Below are 16,717 nucleotides of genomic sequence, written 5' to 3' on the forward strand. Positions count from 1 at the left end.
TTTTTTATGCATCTCGTCGAACATTGATACCCCCCACAAATCACCCCTACCCTACGACTCGATTGAGGCGCGGAGGGGGGGGGTATTGCTCAGCCCTTCTGATCGAGTTAAGCCCCCGAAGTATCCGATCAAAATAAAAAATGCCAGTCAGCTTAACTGACTGGCATTAATTTAAGGAGATTCCTGACACAGGCTCTTTAAAGCCCTTTCGCGTTAAGCATGCTTTTTGCGGTACTCCCCCGGAGAAACCCCGAAACGCGCTTTGAACGCCGTTGAGAAATAGCTCGAATTGGAAACCCCCCACGAGTAACCCAGGTCCGACAGCTTCTGCTCCGCCCCCGATTGGCGCAAGGATTCAGCACACAAATCCAGGCGGCGATTTTTGATGTATCGAGCGACCACCAGACCCCTCCTGGAAAACATCCGATAAAGACCACGCTTCGAAAGACCGACTCTTTGTGCCAACCATTCAGGGCAGAGGTCTTCCGAACGGATATGATCGTCAATGCAGTCAAGGGTCTTGCGGAAGATGCGCTCATGCAAATCACTGCAGTCGTCTGTACGACTTATCGCTGGCCGCAGCAAGCTTACAACGGCCTCCAGGGTCGCCTCGCTTTCTTGCTGGTTCAGGTTTTTCTGGCGAGTGACATCCAGTATCAGATGATGAGAAAGCATTGCAATAGGTGATGTCGCGGCAATCCGGTGACAGCATTTGACCTGTTTGAAACGCAGGGTATGCTCAACCAAACGGCAAGGCAGAATCAGCGATAACTGTCGGGAATTCTCACTGTAGATGAAGTCACTAGGGCGTGAAGCGTTGATCAGGGTGATATCACCGGCCGACAGCAAAACCCGACTATCACCTTGAGCCATACCGGCTGTGCCCTTGAGCTGGAATACCGCAAAGTATTTCCCTCCTTCGCCAGCGGCGACCTCCAACGACGTTCGATAGAGCCGAGCCTGGTAGGCATCGACAAAACTGAGTTTCAGCGCGCCGCTTTGGTATTCCTGAATCTGGCCGGAGAACTCAGCCCCCAGTGCTTGTGCGCTGAAAGCGCCACAGATCTGATTGATCTGATGGATCCATTGATCAAACCCATCACGGCGATGTGCAGTTGTATACATCATGTCAGGCCTCACGCAGGGTTATTTTTATTGTCTACGCCACCCCAATAAATCGGGATGATTCGAATCTCCTGAACAGTGATTCTCCTCGAACAAGAGCGGGCTATCTAAGCCCGCCAAAACGGCGATAAAAACTTTCGCCGACATCCGGTAACGGGCCATCGGCAGTCTCCAGCGCACCGTTCAACCACTCCTCCGCCTTGGCGAAGATCAATCGGTAAATGTTGCGGCACAACTGTCGGGCTGCGCGACCCTCCCAGTCACCGGGTAACAACTCATCCGGTAACTGCGGGTCGCGCAACAGCAATTTACGATATTCATGAACAAGCAGAACCCGAGTCAGAAAACAATCGGACGGCTGCAAGTTCTCTTGCTCGCGCAGTGCTTGCCAGAGCGGTCGGAACAGCTGAATGAATTCGCTGTAATGGGCCGCCAGTTCTTCGATGCTCCAGCTCTCGCGCACTTGCAGGCGCAGCGCCTTGGAGGCCAACACATCCTGGACAGCAGTTTCGAAGACGATGGTTTCTTCTTGGGCACCAAGGTCGATCAGGGTCGCATTGACATCGGCCCGATCGCTGCGTGGACAGGCCAATACCGTGGGCGAGATCGCACCAAAACCTTGCCACTCCAGCTCTTCACGCACCTGCTTGCGCTTGTCCTGCGTCAGCTGCGAGAGCATCACCAAGCACCAGGAACCGTCCCAGGCCGGTACGGCTGAATTGTAGACCCGCTTGAAGGCCTTATCGAAACGCCGCCGACCTGTACCTGTCAGGCTGTAATAGCTACGGCGACCCACTTTTTCGGCGGTCAGCCAGCCTTCCTTGGTCAGTCGAAAAATCGACGTACGGATCAGCCTTTCATTGATACCTATGGGTTCGAGCAACTGGATAAGGCTGCCCAGCCACACTGTACCGCCGTGCGGTTCGATCGCATCCCCATACAGGGTGATGATCAATGAACTGGCGCGGATCGGCGTCTGTTCCTGAAAGCGTGTGATAAGAGTATTCAACGGAGCAAGGGACGACATGGGCGTACCGGATAGGAAAAAGGCTGAAATATACCCGGCGAGCGGGCCTCGTGACCATCGCGCTGTTGCGCCGCCCGCTCATCGCGCCACCGTTCCCTTGGGCCGTAAGCCTCTGTCGCTGATGCGTGGGCGATCAGGCTCCGGCTCACTCAGCGGCTCGCAGACCTGCATCTGCTCAAGACAACGTTTGGCCAGTTGCTGATACTCGCGAGTCCCCGCCTGCTTCCACGATACCTCCTCATCACTGAGACTGCGCTTGACGCTGGCCGGTGCACCCATAACCAGAGACTGCTCCGGGCATTCAAATCCGGCTTTGACAAAAGCCGCCGCGGAGACAAATGAGCGAGGACCGATGCGCGCATTGTCCATTACCACGGCATTCATGCCCACCAAAGCATCGGCGCCAATCCGGCAGCCATGCAATACCGCGCCATGGCCGATATGGCCGTTACGCTCGACCACCGTGTCGCTGTCCGGGAAACCATGCATCACGCACGTGTCCTGTAGGTTGGCACCCTCCTCCAGCACAATCCGGCCAAAGTCCCCGCGCAGACTGGCCAGCGGCCCGATGTAGCAATGGGGGCCAACAATCACGTCACCGATCAGCACCGCTGACGGATGAATATAGGCACTGGGGTCGACCACCGGGGTCAGACCATCGAGGCTGTAGCAGGTCATGGCGCGTTTCCTCCAAGAGCAGATAGCGCAAAGCTATGCTGACATGGGAATACCTTGTATCACATTTTATTTACCACCATAAACAACACAAAACCGTATCGCTTTTAACTCCTCTTTTTATGCCTGCCATATCTGCCGCTAAAATGGTCATAAAAACCATTAAACATAGAAAAATTGACGGCATTTTACTTTTATAGGCCAAGGATACCCCACAACACCCTGACACTTGAGACACATAAAACAAATTTTAATGTTGCATTTCTGTATCGCATTGAAGGTATACTCGGGTAGCCCGGCCTACCGCGCCGCCCCAAAAATGAGCCGGCATTAAAGCCGAGCGTGCACCGTGAGGGCATCCGCCATGCCTCTAACCCTTGCCGTCGAACTGATCGAGCCCGGCGTCCGCCTGATTACCCTGCAACGCCCGCAAGCCCTGAACGCCCTGACCACCGAGTTGCTGGGCGAACTGGCCGACGAACTGAATGCCGCGCAAGCAGACCCGGACACCCGCGCCGTGGTCCTCACCGGCAGCCGCAAGGCCTTCGCCGCTGGCGCCGACATCAAGGAAATGGCCGAGCGCAACCTGGTCGGCATCCTCGACGATCCGCGCCAGGCGTCGTGGCAAACCATCACCCGCTTCAGCAAACCGCTGATCGCCGCGGTCAACGGCTTCGCCCTCGGCGGTGGCTGCGAACTGGCCATGCATGCCGACATCATCATTGCCGGCGAGGACGCCCGCTTCGGCCAACCGGAAATCAACCTCGGGATCATGCCCGGCGCCGGTGGCACCCAACGCCTGCTGCGCGCCGTCGGCAAATCCATGGCCATGCAGATGGTGCTGACTGGCGAGCCGATCGACGCCCGCCAGGCCCAACGCGCCGGCCTGGTCAGCGAAGTGACGCAACCGGAATTTACCGTCGACCGCGCCCTGCACATCGCCCGCAGCATCGCGGTCAAGGCGCCACTGGCCGTGCGCCTGGCCAAGGAAGCGCTGCTCAAGGCCATGGACACCGACCTGGCCAGCGGCCTGCGCTTCGAGCGCCACGCCTTCACCGTGCTGGCCGGCACCCGCGACCGCGATGAAGGCATTGCCGCCTTCCAGGAAAAGCGCAGCCCGACTTTCACTGGGCAATAAAGCGGCCACAGAAATCCGAACTCGAATGACCTCCAAGAGAGCGCCAAGACCATGAACTTCGAACACATCCTGTTTTCCATCGAGGCCGGCGTCGCCCTGCTCAGCCTCAACCGGCCGGACCAGCTCAACAGCTTCAACACCCAGATGCATGGCGAAGTGAAGGAAGCGCTGAAACAGATTCGGCAGAACCCGGACGTGCGCGTACTGCTGCTGACCGGTGAGGGTCGCGGTTTCTGCGCCGGGCAGGACCTGAGCGACCGCAACGTCGCGCCGGGCAGCGCGGTGCCGGATCTGGGCGAGTCCATCGAGAAGTTCTACAACCCGCTGATCCGTCAGTTGCGCGACCTGCCGCTGCCGGTGATCTGCGCGGTCAACGGCGTGGCGGCCGGTGCCGGCGCCAACATTCCGCTGGCCTGCGACCTGGTATTGGCCGCGCGCTCGGCCAGCTTCATCCAGGCGTTCTGCAAGATCGGCCTGATCCCGGATTCCGGTGGCACCTGGACCTTGCCGCGCCTGGTCGGCATGGCCCGCGCCAAGGCCCTGGCCCTGCTCGGCAATCGCCTGAGCGCCGAACAGGCCGAGCAATGGGGCCTGATCTACCGCTGCGTGGAAGACGCCGAGCTGCGCGATGAAGCGCTGAAACTGGCCCGCCACCTCGCCACGCAACCGACCTACGGTCTGGCGCTGATCAAGCGCAGCCTGAACGCCAGCCTGAGCAACAGCTTCGACGAGCAGCTGGACCTGGAGCGCGACCTGCAGCGCCTGGCCGGGCGTAGCGAGGATTACCGCGAAGGCGTCGGCGCCTTCATGGAAAAACGCACCCCAAGTTTCAAGGGACGCTGAGACATGACCGCACTGAATACGACTGCACGCATCGCGGTGATCGGCGCCGGGGCCATGGGTGCCGGTATCGCTCAGGTGGCGGCACAAGCCGGTCATCCGGTATTGCTGCTGGACAACCGCCCCGGCGCGGCGGCGCAGGCCATCGAAGGCATTGATCGGCAACTGGGCAAACGGGTCGAAAACGGCAAGCTGTCCGCCGCAGCGCGCAGCGCCACCATCGCCAACCTGCAAGCGGTGGAAGCCATCGAAGCCCTGGCCGACCGCGACCTGATCATCGAGGCCATCGTCGAGAACCTCGAGGTCAAGCGCACACTGTTTCGCCAGCTCGAAGGCATCTGCGGCGAGCACTGCATCCTGGCCAGCAACACCTCGTCGCTGTCGATCACCAGCATCGCCGCGCAGCTTGATCATCCGCAGCGCTTGCTTGGCCTGCACTTCTTCAACCCGGCGCCAGTGATGGCGCTGGTAGAAGTCGTCTCCGGCCTGGCCAGCGATCCGGCATTGGCTGAATGCCTGTACGACACTGCCAGGGCCTGGGGCAAAAAACCGGTGCACACCCGCTCCACGCCGGGTTTCATCGTCAACCGCGTGGCCCGGCCGTTCTACGCCGAGAGCCTGCGGATGCTTCAGGAAGGCGCTGCCGATTGCCCGACGCTGGATGCGCTGATGCGCGAAGCCGGCAGATTTGCCATGGGCGCGTTCGAACTGACCGACCTGATCGGCCACGACGTCAACTACGCCGTGACCTGCTCGGTGTTTGACGCCTATTACCAGGACACCCGCTTCCTGCCGTCGCTGATCCAGAAGGAACTGGTGGACGGCGGGCGTCTGGGGCGCAAAAGCGGCCAGGGTTTCTACAGCTACACCCAAGGTGCCGAACGTCCGCAAGCCGCTGAAATCAGCAGCAGCGCGAGCGTCGAGACTTGTATCGCCGAAGGTGACCTTGGCATCGCCCAGGGTTTGCTGGAGCGCTTGAGCGAGCAAGGTGTCGAAGTCATCCGGCGCGACGGCCGCGGGTTGCTGCGAGTGGGTGACGCGGTGCTGGCCTTGAGCGATGGCCGCATGGCCTGCCAGCGTGCCCAGGAAGATGGGTTGCGCAATCTGATACTGCTGGATCTGGTCCACGATTACGCCAAGGCCCAGCGCATCGCCATCAGCTACTCGAACGGCATTGATCCACTGGCGCTCGAACAGGGCGTGGCCCTGCTGCAACGGGCCGGCCTCAAGATCAGCCTGCTCAGCGACAGCCCGGCCCTCGCGGTCTTGCGCACCGTGGCGATGCTCGCCAACGAAGCCGCCGACGCCCTGCTGCAAGGCGTGGCCTCGGCCGCCGACATCGATCTGGCCATGCGCGCCGGGGTCAATTATCCACAGGGCCCGCTGGCCTGGGCCGACACCATCGGTCTTCCCCACATCCTGACCGTGCTGGACAACCTGCAAGCCGCCTACGGCGAAGAACGCTATCGCCCATCGCTGCTGCTGCGACGCCGGGTCGCCGAAGGGAGAACCTTCCATGACTAACCGCGAAGCGATGAACCTCGCCAGCGACTGCGCGCAAGCGTTGTTCCAGCGCGACACCGCCAGCCAGGCCATGGGCATGCGCCTGCTGTCCACCGGTCCCGGTTGCGCCCGGGTCGACATGACCGTGCGCGCCGACATGCTCCAGGACCACGGTACCAGCCACGGCGGCTACCTGTTTACCCTCGCCGACGCGGCGTTCGCCTTTGCCTGCAACAGTTACAACGAAGCCACGGTGATCCTCGGTTGCAGCATCCACTACATCGCCCCGGCCCGTCTGGGCGATACCTTGACAGCAGACTGCATTGAGCAAAGCCCCTCCGGCCGCACCGACAACTATGCCGTACGTATTGAAAACCAAGTGGGCCATCTAATAGCCCTGTTCCATGGCCAATCCTACAAAGTGCGCGGCCCGGTGCTGACGCAGGAGAACCCGAATGAATGACGCCCTGATCATCGACGCGGTACGCACCCCCATCGGCCGTTACGCTGGCGTCCTGAGCGGCGTGCGCGCCGACGACCTCGGCGCGGTGCCGTTGCGCGAACTGCTGCGCCGCCACCCGCAAGTCGACTGGAACACGGTCGACGACGTGATCTACGGCTGCGCCAACCAGGCCGGCGAAGACAACCGCAACGTCGCGCGCATGTCGGCGTTGCTGGCCGGGTTGCCGGTCAGCGTGCCGGGCACCACCCTCAATCGCCTGTGCGGCTCCGGCCTGGATGCCATAGGCACCGCCGCCCGGGCGATTCGCAGCGGCGAAACCGGGTTGATGCTGGTCGGTGGCGTTGAATCCATGTCCCGCGCACCACTGGTGATGGGCAAGGCCGAGCAGGCGTTTTCCCGTGCGGCCGAGATCTTCGATACCACCATCGGCTGGCGCTTCGTCAATCCGTTGATGAAAAAGGCCTACGGAATCGACTCCATGCCGGAAACGGCAGAGAACGTCGCCGAACAGTTCAACATCTCCCGGGCCGACCAGGACGCCTTCGCCCTGCGCAGCCAGCAACGCGCTGCCGCTGCCCAGGCCAACGGGCGCCTGGCCAAAGAGATCGTCGCCGTGGAGATCCCCCAGCGCAAAGGCCCGGCCAAGGTGGTCGAGCACGACGAACATCCACGCGGCGACACCACCCTTGAGCAGCTTGCCAAACTGGGGACGCCGTTCCGCGAAGGCGGCAGCGTCACCGCCGGCAACGCCTCCGGGGTCAACGACGGTGCCTGCGCCCTGTTGCTGGCCAGCCCGGAAGTCGCCAAGCGCCACGGCCTGACCGCCCGCGGCCGGGTCGTGGCGATGGCCACTGCCGGCGTCGAACCCCGGATCATGGGCATCGGCCCGGTGCCGGCAACGCGCAAGGTGCTGGAACAGGCCAACCTGAGCCTGGCGGACATGGACGTGATCGAGCTCAACGAAGCCTTCGCCGCACAAGGTCTGGCGGTGCTGCGCGAACTGGGCCTGAGCGACACCGATCCACGGGTCAACCCCAACGGCGGCGCCATCGCCCTTGGCCATCCGCTGGGCATGAGCGGCGCGCGACTGGTCACCACCGCCCTGCATGAGCTGGAAGAACGTAACGGCCGTTACGCCCTGTGCACCATGTGCATCGGCGTCGGCCAGGGGATCGCGCTGATCATCGAGCGTCTATCCCACTAAAGAATCGCGATTCCCGGGGAGCCGAGAGGTATCCTTGGGGCATGCACTCAAAGCCCCTGCGCGCAGGGGCTGTAACACAAAAACAACTCGAGTGAACACATGAACATGCCAATTGCCAAAGCCGTGTCTAATCCACAGCTGGACCCAATGGAAACCGCCAGCATCGACGAACTGCGCCAGCATCAGCTGGAGCGCCTGCGCTGGAGCCTGAACCACGCCTACAACAACGTGCCGCTGTACCGTCAGCGCTTCGATGCACTGGGCGTGCACCCCGATGACCTCAAGTCCCTCGAGGACCTGGCGAAATTCCCTTTCACCACCAAGTCCGACCTGCGGGACAACTACCCCTACGGCATGTTTGCCGTACCGATGAGCGACGTGGTGCGCCTGCATGCATCCAGCGGCACCACCGGCAAACCGACCGTGGTCGGCTACACCCAGAACGACATCGACACCTGGGCCAATGTGGTGGCCCGCTCGATCCGCGCCGCTGGCGGCCGTCGTGGCGACAAAGTGCACATTTCCTACGGCTACGGCCTGTTCACCGGCGGCCTCGGCGCGCATTACGGTGCCGAACGCCTGGGCTGCACGGTGATCCCGATGTCCGGCGGCCAGACTGAAAAACAAGTGCAACTGATCAAGGATTTCCAGCCGGACATCATCATGGTCACGCCGTCCTACATGCTCAACATCGCCGACGAAATCGAGCGCCAGGGCATCGACCCGCACAAACTGGCCCTGCGCCTGGGCATCTTCGGTGCCGAACCGTGGACCGCCGAACTGCGCAGCGCCATTGAGGCACGCATGGGCATCACCGCCCTGGACATCTACGGCCTCTCGGAAATCATGGGCCCGGGCGTGGCCATGGAATGCGCCGAAACCAAGGACGGCCCGACCATCTGGGAAGACCACTTCTACCCGGAAATCATCGACCCGGTGACCGGCGAAGTACTGCCGGACGGGCAGATGGGTGAACTGGTGTTCACCTCCCTGAGCAAAGAAGCCCTGCCGATGATCCGCTACCGCACCCGCGACCTGACGCGTCTGCTGCCGGGCACCGCGCGTCCCATGCGACGCATCGACAAGATCACCGGGCGCAGCGATGACATGCTGATCATCCGCGGGGTCAACGTGTTCCCGACGCAAATCGAGGAACAGGTGCTGAAAACAAAACAGCTCGCAGAGTCCTACGAGATTCACCTGTATCGCAATGGCAACCTGGACAGCGTTGACGTGCATGTCGAACTCAAGGCTGAGCACCAGCACCTGAGCGACGAACAGCAGAAGGCTATTTGTGGCGAGTTGAGCAAGCACATCAAGACGTATATCGGGATCAGTTCGCGGATCGTTTTGCAGCCTTTCCACTCGATCAAGCGTTCAGAGGGCAAAGCCTGTCACGTCATAGACAATCGCCCAAAAGGATGACTGCTGCACCTTACAGCCCCGCTTCGGCGGGGTTTTTTTTGCCTGCAAAAAGACCGTTTGGCGCAAAGCGATACAAAAAACAAATACGACACGTCATTTTGTGTTTGATATTAATTTATGTATCGCTTATAAAGTTCTCCATGCCTCAGAACAGATTCAAGGCGGGAGACCAAAAATGTACGCACAGCTCGTAGAAACCGGCGTCAAGCGCATAAAAGACCTCTCGGAAATGTCCGAACAGGAACGCGCCTTCCAGGAAAAAATCGATTCAGAAATCAAGATCGAAGCCAAGAACTGGATGCCAGATGCCTACCGCCAGACCCTGATCCGGCAGATTTCCCAGCACGCCCACTCCGAAATCGTCGGCATGCTGCCCGAAGGCAACTGGGTCACCCGCGCGCCAAGCCTCAAACGCAAACTGCAACTGATGGCCAAGATCCAGGACGAAGCCGGCCACGGCCTGTACCTGTACAGCGCCATGGAAACCCTGGGCGCCGACCGCGATGAAGAGATCGACAAGCTGCACAGCGGCAAGGCCAAGTACTCGAGCATCTTCAATTACCCGACGCTGAACTGGGCCGACATGGGCGCGGTGGGCTGGCTGGTGGATGGCGCGGCGATCGTCAACCAGGTGGTGCTGCAGCGCACCTCCTACGGCCCGTATTCACGGGCGATGATCCGCATCTGCAAGGAAGAGAGCTTCCACCAGCGCCAAGGCTACGAAATCCTCCTGACCATGATGCGCCACGGCAATCAGGCGCAAAAAGACATGGTCCAGGACGCGATCAACCGCCTGTGGTGGCCGTCGCTGATGATGTTCGGCCCGAGCGACGAACACTCGCCGAACAGCGCGCAATCCATGGCCTGGAAAATCAAGCGCCAGAGCAACGACGAACTGCGCCAGCGCTTCATCGACCAGACCATCCCGCAACTGGAGCTGCTGGGCTGCACCTGCCCCGATCCGGACCTGAAGTGGAACGCCGAGCGCGGCCACTACGATTTCGGCGAGATCCAGTGGAACGAATTCTACGAAGTGCTCAAGGGCAACGGCCCGTGCAACCAGGAACGCGTCGCCACTCGCCGCAAGGCGATTGAAGACGGTGCCTGGGTTCGTGAAGCCGCCGTCGCCCACGCCCGCAAAAAACAAAACAAGAACGCCGCCTGATCCGGCCACCTGATGTGGAGTAACTGAAATGTCCGAGTGGACCCTCTTCGAAGTCTTCGTGCGCAGCAAGCACGGCCTGAACCACAAGCACGTCGGCAGCGTGCACGCCGCCGACACCACCATGGCCATCGAGAACGCCCGCGAGCTCTATACCCGCCGCAGCGAAGGCGTGAGCCTGTGGGTGGTGCCGTCGGCACTGATCACCGCCTCGTCGCCGGATGAGAAAGACCCGCTGTTCGACCCGTCGGACGACAAGGTCTACCGCCACGCCAGCTTCTACGAGCTGCCGGCCGAAGTCGGGCACATGTGAGGTCGACCATGGACAACAAGACTGATCTGATCGAATACCTGCTGCGCCTCGGTGACAGCGCCCTGATCCAGGGCCAGCGCCTGTGCCAGTGGTGCGGCAAGGCACCGGCACTGGAAGAAGAACTGGCGCTGATGAACGTCGGCCTGGACCTGGTGGGCCAGGCGCGCAACTGGCTGGAGTACGCCGCCGAACTGCTGGACGACGGCCGCGATGCCGATCATCTGGCGTTCCGCCGCGACGAGCGCGCCTACCGCAACCTGCTGCTGGTGGAACAACCCAACGGCGATTACGCGGTGACCATCCTCAAGCAGTTCCTGTATGACGCCTGGCACCTGCCGGTGTTGCAGGGCCTGAGCCAGTCCAGCGATGAACGCATCGCCGGGATCGCCGCCAAAGCGGTGAAGGAAGTGACCTATCACCTGCGCCGCTCCGGCGAGTGGGTCGAGCGTCTGGGTGACGGCACCGAGGAGAGCCACAAGCGCATGCTCGCGGCGATCCCCGAGGTCTGGCGCTTCACCGTGGAACTGATCGCCGCCGATGACAGCGAACAGCGCCTGTGCGCAGCCGGTATCACTCCGGACATCGCCGCCGTAGCTGCGCAGTGGCAAGCCAAAGTCGAGCAGATCTTCGCCAGCGCCACCCTGCCCGTGCCGGCCGCGCCGAGCTATTTCTACCTGAATGCACGCAAGGGCCTGCACACCGAACACTTAGGGATTCTGCTGGCCGAAATGCAGTTCCTGCCACGAGCGTACCCCGATGCAACCTGGTGAGCTGATCGCCAGCGACCTCGGCGCCCGGCCGGCACAACCGACCGACCTGGCCGCCGCATGGGCGATTTTGGCAGAGGTCATGGACCCGGAAGTGCCGGTGGTCAGCGTGGTCGACCTGGGCATCGTCCGGGATCTGGACTGGCAGGCCGGCCACCTTCATGTGGTGGTTACGCCGACCTACTCCGGCTGCCCCGCCACCGAAGTGATCGAGGGCGACATCCGTGCCGCCCTGGAACAGGCCGGTTTCAGCGCCCCGCACCTGGAGCGCAAATTGACCCCGGCCTGGACCACCGACTGGATCAGCGACAGCGGCCGTGAACGCCTGCGTGCCTACGGCATCGCACCGCCCGAGGGCAGCACCAGCAAACGCAGCCTGCTCGGCGAAAGCCCGCTGATCGTCTGTCCGCAATGCGGCAGCGCCCACACCGAGGTGCTCAGCGAATTCGGTTCCACTGCGTGCAAGGCCCTGTACCGCTGCGTCGATTGCCGGGAACCGTTCGACTATTTCAAGTGCATCTGAGCGGCGAATCGGCCGTCCCAGCTGGAGAACAACAATGAGCAAATTTCACAGCCTGACCATCAAGGACGTGCGCGCCGAAACCCGTGACGCGGTGTCCATCGCCTTCGAGATTCCGCAGGACCTGCAAGACAGCTTCCACTTCACCCAGGGCCAGCACCTGGTGATGCGCACGCAACTGGACGGCGAAGAAGTACGCCGCTCGTACTCGATCTGCACCGGGGTCAACGACGGTGAACTGCGCGTGGCGATCAAGCGTGTGGCCGGCGGTCGTTTCTCCGCGTTTGCCAACGAGCAATTGAAGGCCGGACACAGCCTGGAAGTCATGCCGCCCGCCGGGCATTTCAGCGTAGAGCTCGACCCGGCGCGCCATGGCAACTACCTGGCTGTGGCGGCGGGCAGCGGCATCACGCCGATCCTGTCGATCATCAAGACCACCCTGGAAACCGAGCCCAACAGCCGCGTGACTCTGCTGTACGGCAACCGCTCCAGCTCCGGTGCGCTGTTCCGCGAACAGCTTGAGGACTTGAAGAACCGTTACCTGCAGCGCCTGAACCTGATTTTCGTGTTCAGCCGCGAGCAGCAGGATGTCGACCTGTACAACGGTCGGATCAACGCCGAGAAATGCGAGCAGCTGTTCAGCCGCTGGCTCGACGTCAAAGCCCTCGACGCCGCCTTCATCTGTGGCCCGCAGGAAATGACCGAGACCGTGCGCGACAGCCTCAAGGCCAAGGGCATGCGGCCTGAGCGAATCCATTTCGAACTGTTCGCCGCCGCCGGCAGCGAGCAAAAGCGTGCCGCCCGCGAAGCCGCCCGCCAGGTCGATGCGGCGGTCAGCCAGATCACCGTGATCAGCGACGGCCGTGCCCTGGCCTTCGACCTGCCGCGCAACAGCCAGAGCATCCTCGATGCGGGTAACGAGCAAGGCGCGGAGCTGCCCTACTCGTGCAAGGCCGGCGTGTGCTCGACCTGCAAGTGCAAGGTCATCGAAGGCGAAGTGGAAATGGACAGCAACCACGCCCTGGAAGACTACGAAGTGGCCGCCGGCTATGTGCTGTCGTGCCAGGCCTTCCCGATCAGCGACAAGGTGGTGCTGGATTTCGACCAGCTCTGATATCCGATTCACACCAAAACCTGTGGGAGCGAGCTTGCTCGCGATAGCGTCGGGTCAGTCAGCACAGCCAGTGACTGTCATGCCCTCATCGCGAGCAAGCTCGCTCCCACAAGGGTGCGGTGATCGACCCGAATACACCGTTTCACCCAAAACAAAAACAACAAAGGAGCGCGCGTCATGACACCCCAGGAAGTAGAACTCATCCACCAGCACCCCGACTTCATCCAGCTGGTTCGTCGCAAACAGAAGCTGTACTGGTCGCTGAGCCTGACCATGCTGGTGATCTATTTCGGCTTCGTGCTGCTGGTGGCTTTCTCCCCTTCTACCCTCGGCCAATCCCTGAGCGGCGGCGTGACCACCGTGGGCATGCTGGTGGGTGTCGTCATCGTCGGGCTGGCGTTTGCGCTGACCGGTTTCTATGTCTATCGCGCCAACAACGTGATCGACCCGCTGAATGAAAAACTCAAGCAGGAGTGCGCACGATGAGCCGCCTTCTCGCGTTGTTCCTGCTGCCGCTGGCGGCTGTCACTGATTTTGCGATGGCCGCCGACGGCGCAGCCCGCCCACTGAACTGGAACGCCATCGGCATGTTCCTGGTGTTCGTGCTGTTCACCCTTGGCGTGACCCGCTGGGCGGCACTTCGCACCCGCTCGGCCAGTGATTTCTACACCGCCGGCGGCGGCATGACAGGCTTCCAGAACGGCCTGGCGATTGCCGGCGACATGATCTCGGCGGCGTCCTTCCTCGGCATTTCCGCGATGATGTTCCTCAACGGCTACGACGGTTTGCTCTACGCCTTGGGCGTATTGGCCGGCTGGCCGATCATCCTGTTCCTGATCGCCGAACGCTTGCGCAACCTCGGTAAGTACACCTTCGCCGACGTGGTTTCCTATCGCCTGGAACAGACGCCAGTGCGCCTGACCTCGGCCTTCGGCACCCTGACCGTGGCCCTGATGTACCTGGTGGCGCAGATGGTCGGCGCCGGCAAGCTGATCGAATTGCTGTTCGGCATCGACTACCTCTACGCCGTCATGCTGGTCGGCGTGTTGATGGTGTTCTACGTAACCTTCGGCGGCATGCTCGCCACTACCTGGGTGCAGATCATCAAAGCGGTGATGCTGCTGTTCGGCACCAGTTTCATGGCGTTCATGGTGCTCAAGCACTTCGGCTTCAGCACTGAGGCGATGTTTGCCGGTGCCACCGCCGTGCATGCCAAAGGCAACGCGATCATGGCCCCCGGCGGCTTGCTGTCCAACCCGATCGACGCGATTTCCCTGGGGCTGGGCATGATGTTCGGCACCGCCGGTCTGCCGCATATCCTGATGCGTTTCTTCACCGTCAGCGATGCCAAGGAAGCGCGTAAAAGCGTGTTCTACGCCACCGGTTTCATCGGCTACTTCTACCTGCTGCTGATCATCGTCGGCTTCGGCGCCATCGTCATGGTCGGCACCGATCCGGCGTTCCGTGACGCCAGCGGCGCGATTATCGGCGGTGGCAACATGGTCGCCGTGCACCTGGCCCACGCGGTAGGCGGCAACCTGTTCCTCGGCTTCATCTCGGCGGTGGCCTTCGCCACCATTCTGGCGGTGGTCGCGGGGCTGGCGCTGTCCGGCGCCTCGGCGGTGTCCCACGACCTGTATGCCTGCGTGATGCGCAAGGGCCAGGCCAGCGAACAGCAGGAGATGCGCGTGTCGCGCATCGCCACCCTGTGCATCGGTGTGCTGGCGATCATCCTCGGCCTGCTGTTCGAATCGCAGAACATTGCGTTCCTGTCCGGTCTGGTGCTGGCCATCGCCGCATCGGTGAATTTCCCGGTGCTGTTCCTCTCGATGTACTGGAAAGGCCTGACCACCCGTGGCGCTGTCCTCGGCAGTCTGTCCGGACTGGTCTCGGCGATTGTGTTGCTGGTGCTGAGCCCGGCGGTGTGGGTCAACGTGATGCATCACGACAAGGCGCTGTTCCCGTACTCCAACCCGGCGCTGTTTTCCATGAGCCTGGCGTTCTTGAGTGCATGGCTGTTTTCCGTCACCGACACCTCGCCCCGTGCAGCCCTTGAGCGTGGCCGTTATCTGGCGCAGTTCATCCGCTCAATGACCGGCATCGGTGCCACCGGCGCCAGCAAACACTAAACAACGATCGATCTGATGGCAGGAAATAAAAAATAATGACACCCGCGTGTACTGTACCCCGCAAATCACTGTTTTCGCTGGCCGCCGCATTGAGTCTGCCCATGATCGCCCCCAGCGCCATGGCCGACTTCATCGGCGACAGCAAGGCCCGCATTGATATGCGCAACCACTACATCAACCGCGACTTCCGTCAGGACAACGCGCCGCAATCCAAGGCCGAAGAATGGGCCCAGGGATTCACTGCGCGCATCGAGTCCGGGTTCACCGACGGCACCTTCGGTTTCGGTCTCGACGCACTGGGCGAACTGGGGATCAAGCTCGACTCCAGTCCCGACCGTCGTGGCACCGGGCTGCTGCCGTTTGGCCCGCAGAGCCATGAGCCGGACGACGAGTACAGCGAGCTGGGCCTGACCGGAAAATTGCGGGTATCCAAAAGCGTGTTGAAACTCGGCACCCTGCAGCCCTTGTTGCCAGTGGCGACTTACAACGACACACGCCTGTTGGGTTCGACCTTTGAAGGTGGCTTGCTGACCAGCCAGGAAATCGACGGCCTGACGGTGAATGCCGGACGCCTGACCAAGGCCAACCTGCGGGACTCCTCCAGCAACGATGATATCGGCTTCGGCACCGCCACCAGCGATAGCTTCGATTTCGGCGGCGGCAGCTACACGTTCAGCCCACAACTGAACCTGAGCTACTACTACGGCAAGCTCGACCAGATCTATCGCCAGCAATTCGCCGGACTGGTGCATACGCAACCGCTGGGCAATGGCTTCAACCTGCGCAGCGACCTGCGTTATTTCGACAGCCGCGGTGACGGCGCCGAGCGGGCCGGGCGCATCGACAACCGTAATTTCAACGGCATGTTCACGGTGTCCCACGGTGCCCACAAGGTCAGTGCCGCCTACCAGCAATTGTCCGGCGACAGCGCCTTTCCGTTCCTCAACGGCGGTGATCCGTACGTGGTCAACCTGGTGACTTTCAACACCTTTACCCGTGCCGGCGAGGATTCCTGGCAACTGCGTTACGACTATGACTTCGCGGCGCAAGGCATTCCCGGCCTGACCTTCATGACCCGCTACACCGATGGCCGCCACGTCAAGGCGGGCAGCGTCGACAACGGGCGCGAATGGGAGCGCGACACCGATATCAGCTACGTCATCCAGAGCGGTGTGTTCAAGAACGTCAGCCTGCGCTGGCGCAACGTGACCTTCCGTTCCGGCAATGGCCTGACTACCGCCCTCGATGAGAACCGGCTGATCGTCGGTTACACCGTGGCGCTTTGGTAATTCCGAAAGGGCGCGGTCACGGT

17 protein-coding genes are annotated in these 16,717 nt (G+C 61.6%); 14 read left to right on the top strand and 3 right to left on the bottom strand.

What is annotated here, in order from left to right; translation table 11 throughout:
- Window positions 1–213 precede the first annotated feature (213 nt).
- The 3 genes from feaR to paaY all read right to left on the bottom strand — a co-directional run bounded on the left by feaR (window position 214) and on the right by paaY (window position 2,830).
- Window positions 214–1,128: a transcriptional regulator FeaR gene (gene feaR / locus ACSFE6_RS00945; protein WP_435425876.1), complete on the bottom strand. Its 915-nt coding sequence runs from the start codon at window positions 1,126–1,128 to the stop codon at window positions 214–216.
- Window positions 1,129–1,228: 100 nt separating this feature from the next.
- Window positions 1,229–2,152, bottom strand: a complete 924-nt coding sequence (gene paaX, locus ACSFE6_RS00950) for a phenylacetic acid degradation operon negative regulatory protein PaaX (RefSeq protein WP_435425877.1) — start codon at window positions 2,150–2,152, stop codon at window positions 1,229–1,231.
- Window positions 2,153–2,230: 78 nt separating this feature from the next.
- Window positions 2,231–2,830, bottom strand: coding sequence for a phenylacetic acid degradation protein PaaY (gene paaY / locus ACSFE6_RS00955; RefSeq protein WP_435425878.1), 600 nt, complete (start codon window positions 2,828–2,830; stop codon window positions 2,231–2,233).
- A gap of 361 nt (window positions 2,831–3,191) precedes the next feature.
- On the opposite strand from paaY, the gene paaF reads away from it, so the two are divergent.
- The 14 genes from paaF to ACSFE6_RS01025 all read left to right on the top strand — a co-directional run bounded on the left by paaF (window position 3,192) and on the right by ACSFE6_RS01025 (window position 16,694).
- The gene (paaF, locus tag ACSFE6_RS00960) at window positions 3,192–3,965 is read left to right on the top strand and encodes a 2,3-dehydroadipyl-CoA hydratase PaaF (RefSeq protein ID WP_085718962.1); all 774 of its coding nucleotides are present in this window, start codon (window positions 3,192–3,194) and stop codon (window positions 3,963–3,965) included.
- A 51-nt stretch (window positions 3,966–4,016) separates the two neighbouring features.
- Window positions 4,017–4,808 (top strand): 2-(1,2-epoxy-1,2-dihydrophenyl)acetyl-CoA isomerase PaaG, encoded by a 792-nt coding sequence (gene paaG, locus ACSFE6_RS00965; RefSeq protein ID WP_435425879.1) that lies wholly within the window; start codon window positions 4,017–4,019, stop codon window positions 4,806–4,808.
- Between the two features lie 3 nt (window positions 4,809–4,811).
- Window positions 4,812–6,329 (top strand): 3-hydroxyacyl-CoA dehydrogenase PaaH, encoded by a 1,518-nt coding sequence (gene paaH, locus ACSFE6_RS00970; protein ID WP_435425880.1) that lies wholly within the window; start codon window positions 4,812–4,814, stop codon window positions 6,327–6,329.
- Window positions 6,322–6,771 (top strand): hydroxyphenylacetyl-CoA thioesterase PaaI, encoded by a 450-nt coding sequence (gene paaI, locus ACSFE6_RS00975; protein WP_435425881.1) that lies wholly within the window; start codon window positions 6,322–6,324, stop codon window positions 6,769–6,771. The genes paaH and paaI overlap by 8 nt, the downstream gene beginning before the upstream one ends.
- A complete protein-coding gene (gene pcaF / locus ACSFE6_RS00980; RefSeq protein ID WP_435425882.1) occupies window positions 6,764–7,975 on the top strand; it encodes a 3-oxoadipyl-CoA thiolase in 1,212 nt (403 codons plus the stop codon). Before paaI ends, pcaF begins: the two co-directional genes overlap by 8 nt.
- A 99-nt stretch (window positions 7,976–8,074) precedes the next feature.
- Window positions 8,075–9,400: a phenylacetate--CoA ligase PaaK gene (gene paaK, locus ACSFE6_RS00985; RefSeq protein ID WP_435425883.1), complete on the top strand. Its 1,326-nt coding sequence runs from the start codon at window positions 8,075–8,077 to the stop codon at window positions 9,398–9,400.
- A gap of 175 nt (window positions 9,401–9,575) precedes the next feature.
- Window positions 9,576–10,565 (top strand): 1,2-phenylacetyl-CoA epoxidase subunit PaaA, encoded by a 990-nt coding sequence (gene paaA / locus ACSFE6_RS00990; RefSeq protein ID WP_435425884.1) that lies wholly within the window; start codon window positions 9,576–9,578, stop codon window positions 10,563–10,565.
- Window positions 10,566–10,593: 28 nt separating this feature from the next.
- On the top strand, window positions 10,594–10,875 hold the full coding sequence (gene paaB / locus ACSFE6_RS00995) for a 1,2-phenylacetyl-CoA epoxidase subunit PaaB (protein ID WP_007943393.1): 282 nt from the start codon (window positions 10,594–10,596) through the stop codon (window positions 10,873–10,875).
- Window positions 10,876–10,883: 8 nt separating this feature from the next.
- Complete coding sequence (gene paaC, locus ACSFE6_RS01000) at window positions 10,884–11,645, top strand: 1,2-phenylacetyl-CoA epoxidase subunit PaaC (RefSeq protein WP_435425885.1); 762 nt, start codon at window positions 10,884–10,886, stop codon at window positions 11,643–11,645.
- Window positions 11,632–12,165, top strand: coding sequence for a 1,2-phenylacetyl-CoA epoxidase subunit PaaD (gene paaD / locus ACSFE6_RS01005; RefSeq protein WP_435425886.1), 534 nt, complete (start codon window positions 11,632–11,634; stop codon window positions 12,163–12,165). Before paaC ends, paaD begins: the two co-directional genes overlap by 14 nt.
- Window positions 12,166–12,199: 34 nt before the next feature.
- The gene (paaE, locus tag ACSFE6_RS01010; RefSeq protein ID WP_435425887.1) at window positions 12,200–13,276 is read left to right on the top strand and encodes a 1,2-phenylacetyl-CoA epoxidase subunit PaaE; all 1,077 of its coding nucleotides are present in this window, start codon (window positions 12,200–12,202) and stop codon (window positions 13,274–13,276) included.
- A 177-nt stretch (window positions 13,277–13,453) separates the two neighbouring features.
- Window positions 13,454–13,762 (top strand): DUF485 domain-containing protein, encoded by a 309-nt coding sequence (locus tag ACSFE6_RS01015; protein ID WP_435425888.1) that lies wholly within the window; start codon window positions 13,454–13,456, stop codon window positions 13,760–13,762.
- Complete coding sequence (locus ACSFE6_RS01020; RefSeq protein WP_435425889.1) at window positions 13,759–15,405, top strand: cation acetate symporter; 1,647 nt, start codon at window positions 13,759–13,761, stop codon at window positions 15,403–15,405. The genes ACSFE6_RS01015 and ACSFE6_RS01020 overlap by 4 nt, the downstream gene beginning before the upstream one ends.
- 35 nt (window positions 15,406–15,440) lie before the next feature.
- Window positions 15,441–16,694, top strand: a complete 1,254-nt coding sequence (locus tag ACSFE6_RS01025; RefSeq protein WP_435425890.1) for an OprD family porin — start codon at window positions 15,441–15,443, stop codon at window positions 16,692–16,694.
- Window positions 16,695–16,717 lie beyond the last annotated feature (23 nt).

The sequence above is a fragment of the Pseudomonas baetica genome, assembly GCF_051216495.1.
In the GTDB taxonomy this organism is placed as follows: Bacteria; Pseudomonadota; Gammaproteobacteria; order Pseudomonadales; family Pseudomonadaceae; genus Aquipseudomonas; species Aquipseudomonas baetica_B.